The 747-nt window shown below is 61.4% G+C and carries 2 protein-coding genes; both read right to left on the reverse strand.

What is annotated here, in order from left to right:
- Positions 1 to 500: rod shape-determining protein MreC (gene mreC / locus A3730_RS25185; RefSeq protein ID WP_197477630.1), on the reverse strand; the 500-nt coding region annotated here is incomplete at its 3' end.
- 5 nt (positions 501 to 505) lie between these two features.
- The coding region (locus A3730_RS25190; RefSeq protein WP_197477631.1) for a rod shape-determining protein at positions 506 to 747 on the reverse strand (242 nt) is incomplete at its 5' end.

A 747-nucleotide genomic window follows, 5' to 3' on the forward strand; every position in this document is an offset into this window, starting at 1 on the left:
ACGCGGGAGCTGAGCGGGCCGGCGTCCACCACCTGACCAATCAGCCCCTGGGAATCGAGCACCGCCTGCCCCCGGGAAACATTGTCCCCCGCCCCTTTGTTGATGACGATCTCCTGGCGGTTAGGATCAGGATCCACACCGATGATTTCCGCCACCAGCACATTGGCATCCAGATCCGCCGAGGAATTGAGCAGCTCACGCAGCCGCACGTTCTCGGCTTCCAGCACCGCCAGACGCTGCACTTTCTGCTCCAGAATCAACGCCTGGCGTTGCAAGCGACGATTTTCGTCAAGCAGGGTGCCGCGACTTTGCGTCTGCTCAGACAGCCACTCACCACTGTCCACCGGCAAGTGGGCAAGATAATGAATGGGCGCCGTCAGGTAGCCCAGTGCATGGCGCAGGGGTGCAGCCCAAGGGGTACGCTGGTCCAGCACCATCATGATGACGGCAAGCACCAGCGCGATAATGAGTCGGTAGGAGGGTTTGGCCGGGGCCACCATGGGAGTTAACCCATGGCCAGCATGTCAAAGCCTTGGCTGTCCATCAGCTCCAGCGCCTTGCCGCCACCCCGGGCCACACAGGTCAATGGATCATCGGCAACAATCACCGGCAGGCCGGTTTCTTCCGAGAGCAGACGGTCGATATCACGCAACAGGGCACCACCACCGGTAATCACCAGACCACGCTCGGCAATATCCGAGGCCAGCTCCGGCGGAGACGCTTCCAGTGCGTTCTTCACCGCATTGA

This window comes from Alcanivorax sp. HI0044 (genome assembly GCF_001634945.1).